At 72.6% G+C, this 3,428-nt stretch carries 4 protein-coding genes; 1 reads left to right on the plus strand and 3 read right to left on the minus strand.

Annotated elements, in window-relative coordinates:
- Positions 1-320, minus strand: a 320-nt coding sequence (locus A6Q81_RS16310; RefSeq protein ID WP_286691120.1) for a hypothetical protein, incomplete at its 3' end; no start/stop codon positions are given.
- 67 nt (positions 321-387) lie between these two features.
- On the opposite strand from A6Q81_RS16310, the gene lipB reads away from it, so the two are divergent.
- Positions 388-1,113 (plus strand): lipoyl(octanoyl) transferase LipB, encoded by a 726-nt coding sequence (gene lipB / locus A6Q81_RS16315; RefSeq protein ID WP_236749722.1) that lies wholly within the window; start codon positions 388-390, stop codon positions 1,111-1,113.
- A gap of 30 nt (positions 1,114-1,143) precedes the next feature.
- Here the strand turns inward: lipB and A6Q81_RS16320 are convergent, their stop codons facing one another.
- Positions 1,144-2,352 (minus strand): ABC transporter permease, encoded by a 1,209-nt coding sequence (locus A6Q81_RS16320; protein ID WP_286691121.1) that lies wholly within the window; start codon positions 2,350-2,352, stop codon positions 1,144-1,146.
- Positions 2,349-3,227, minus strand: a complete 879-nt coding sequence (locus A6Q81_RS16325) for an ABC transporter ATP-binding protein (RefSeq protein ID WP_286691122.1) — start codon at positions 3,225-3,227, stop codon at positions 2,349-2,351. The genes A6Q81_RS16320 and A6Q81_RS16325 overlap by 4 nt, the downstream gene beginning before the upstream one ends.
- Positions 3,228-3,428 lie beyond the last annotated feature (201 nt).

Consider the following 3,428-nt stretch of genomic DNA (forward strand, 5'->3'; position numbering starts at 1 on the left):
GCACGGGTGGGCCCGAGCCGGTCGACGACGTCGAGCACCACCCGCCGGCCGGACCGCGCGACCACGTGGCACGACGTCCGCTGCTGCGCCATGCCCTCGAGCCGCAGCCCCCGGTCGGACCAGCCGCGCAGGACGCTCGCGTCGGCCTCGCGCAGCGTGGGCGTGGCGTAGACGTCGCGGAGCGGCTCCGGGTCGCCGCTCACGAACGCCTCCGCGCGCAGCGCGTCGAGACGGCCCAGCTCGAGGCAGGCAAGGTCGGCGTCGCCCGTGCCGAGCAGCGTGCTGCACCACGTCACGAGCGCCGCCAGCCAGCTGGTCATGACGTCAGCCTCGACGCCCGTCCCGCTCGCGTCGAGCGGCCGTCCACACCGGGGCTACGGTAGGAGCGTGAGCCTGCAGATCATCGACGACTGGTACGGCGACCGCGCCCTCGACTACGAGGCGGCCTGGGAGCTGCAGCGCGAGCTGCACGCGCAGCGCGTGACCGACGAGATCGACGACACCGCGCTCCTGCTCGAGCACCCGCCCGTCTACACGGCCGGCAAGCGCACCGAGCCGCACGAGCGTCCGTTCGACGGCACCCCCGTCGTCGACGTCGACCGCGGCGGCAAGATCACGTTCCACGGCCCGGGCCAGCTGGTCGGCTACCCGATCACGCGCCTGCCCTCCCACGTGCTCGTCGTCGACTACGTGCGGCGGGTCGAGGAGGCGCTGATCCGCGCCGTCGCCGACCTCGGGGTCGCGTCCGGCCGGGTGCCGGGACGCTCCGGCGTGTGGGTGGCGGCCGACCAGCGCGGCCCGGAGCGCAAGATCGCCGCGATCGGCATCCGCGTGACCCGCGGGGTGACGATGCACGGCTTCTCGCTCAACGCCGACGTCGACCTCGCCTGGTACGACCGGTTCGTGCCTTGCGGCATCGCCGACGCAGGCGTGACGACGCTGACCGCTGAGCTGGGACGCCGGGTGCGCGTGCCCGAGGCGGCCGACGCCGTGCGTCCGCACCTCGTCGACCTGCTGGGCTGGGAGCCGTACACGTCGTCACCGGACCTCGTGCACGACGACGCGCACCCCCAGGTGCCCGTGCTCGGGCTCCCGGGGGCTGCGACGTCCTGACGTCGGCCTGACCCAGCGCTGACTGGGCGTCTACTCGGCCAGCGAGAGCGCCTCGCGGTAGCCGATCTTGTCGCCGGTACGCAGCAGGGTCCGCTCGAACACGCGCGCTCCGAACCTCACGAGCAGCACCGACGCGAGCAGCGTGCCGCCGAGGGCGACCGCAACCTGCCAGGCGGGCACCGACCCTTCCACGAGCCGCGCCGGCATCATCATCGACGAGACCACCGGGATCATCGACACGACCGTCTTGATGCTCTCCCCGCCCAGGATCGCGAGGAAGTACGGCACGAGCAGCAGCATCTGCGCGGGCATCGTCGTCGACTGCAGGTCCTGCGTGCGCGACGCGAGCGACCCGGCCACCGACCAGAGGCTGGCGAGGGCGACGAAGCCGACGAGGAAGAACAGGACGTACCAGAGCATCGGCAGGCCGACGACGTCGAGCGCGCCGCTCTGGCCGGTGAGCAGCAGCCCCACGACACCGGCTGCGGCGTAGCTGACGATCTGCAGCACGGCCAGCGCCGTGTTGCCCACGACCTTGCCCCACAGCAGCTGACGGATCGGGACGGCGGCGGCGAGGATCTCGACGACCCGGCTCTCCTTCTCCTGCGTCACGCTGCTCGCGATGCCCATGCCGAGCACGATCGCGGTCAGGTAGAAGAGCAGGACGAACACGAACGACGTCGCCTGGCGCAGCCCGCCGTCGTCGGCCCCGCGATCGAGCAGCCGCTCCGACGTGGTCGTGCCGGCGTCGAGCGCGGACAGGTCGACGTCCTGAGCGGCGGCGTTCTGCTGCAGCGCCGTCGCGCGCACCGCTGCGGTGACGGACTGCTGCACGGTCGCGTCGACGTCGCGCTCCCCCACGAGCTCGTAGCCGTCGTCGGTCGCGAGCAGGGCGGCGTCGGCGTCGCCGTCCTTCACGGCCCGCTCCGCCGCGGCGGTGTCGGCGACGCTCTTCGGGCGGATGGTCAGCGTGTCGTCGCCGGCGAGCTGGTCGGCGGCCTTGACCACCGCGGCGGCCGCCGGCTCGACGACGGCGACCGTCTGCGTCGTGTCGCGGTTCTGGAACCAGTGGACGCCGACGATCGTGGCGACGATGCCGACGATCGTGACGAGCAGGCCGATGCGGAACGACTTCGTCCGCACCTGCACGTCGATCTCACGCCGCGCGACGACCTTCCACGCGTCACGCGGCGCGCGGGTGCCGCTGCTCTGGTCGGGGTGCGGGGTGTGGGTGCTCATCGGACGGACTCCCGGAAGATGTCGGACAGGGGCTGGTGCACGCGGGCGACCTCGACGACCGGACCGCGTTCGAAGGCGGCACGCGTCAGCTCGGCGGGCTTGAGTCCGTCGAGCTCCACGAGCGCCTCCTCGCCATCGACGTCGAGGGTGCGCACGCCACGCAGGTCGCGCAGCCACGCGGCGTCGGCGCCGTCCATGACCACCCGGTAGCGGACGGCGCCGCGGTCGCGGAGCTCGTCGACGGGTCCGGCGGCCACGACGCGGCCGCCGGCGAGGATGACGAGGTCGTCGCAGAGCCGCTCGACGAGGTCGAGCTGGTGGCTGGAGAACAGCAGCGGCAGGTCGGCGGCCTCCTGCTGCAGCAGGTCGACCATCGAGTCGACGGCGAGCGGGTCGAGGCCGGAGAACGGCTCGTCGAGCACCAGCGCGGTCGGGCGGTGAACGAGCGACGCGGCGATCTGGACGCGCTGCTGGTTGCCGAGCGAGAGCGTGTCGAGCAGGTCGCTGCCGCGGTCGGTGAGGTCGAAGTGCTCGAGGAGCTCGTCGACGCGCGAGCGCGCGTCGCGGGGGTCGAGCCCGTGCAGGCGAGCGAAGTAGACGAGCTGGTCGACGAGGTTCATGCGCGGGTAGAGCCCGCGCTCCTCCGGCATGTAGCCGAAGGAGCGGCGCACGTCGGCGGTGATCGGCTCGCCCTTCCAGCGCACCTCGCCCGCGCTGGCACTGAGCACCCCCATGATCATGCGCATGGTGGTGGTCTTGCCCGCGCCGTTCGCGCCCACGAAACCCGTGGTGCGCCCCGGCCGGACCTCGAAGGACACGTCGTCGACGACCGTGACGTCCCCGTAGCGTCTGCTGAGCTTCTCGACGGTGATCATGCGTCCACGCTAGGGATCCGTCCAGGTTCGCCGCATCGGCCGCGCGGCCACCATCGCCTCCCCCGTTCGGCTAGGTCGAGCCCACCCCACCCAGCACCGCTGGTCGAGTAACCCCCACCACTGGTCGAGTAGCGGACCCGGCGAGCGCCAGCGAGCCCGGGGCCGCGTATCGAGACCACTCGGCGCGGACCAGCGCCGAGC

The organism is Aeromicrobium sp. REDSEA-S38_B2 (genome assembly GCF_001628525.1).
Taxonomy (GTDB): domain Bacteria; phylum Actinomycetota; class Actinomycetes; order Propionibacteriales; family Nocardioidaceae; genus Aeromicrobium; species Aeromicrobium erythreum.

What these genes read in the sequence shown, in the direction of transcription:
- A6Q81_RS16320 (WP_286691121.1), bottom strand. Translation starts at nt 2,352, where the DNA reads ATGAGCACCCACACCCCGCACCCCGACCAGAGCAGCGGCACCCGCGCG.
- A6Q81_RS16325 (WP_286691122.1), bottom strand. Translation starts at nt 3,227, where the DNA reads ATGATCACCGTCGAGAAGCTCAGCAGACGCTACGGGGACGTCACGGTC.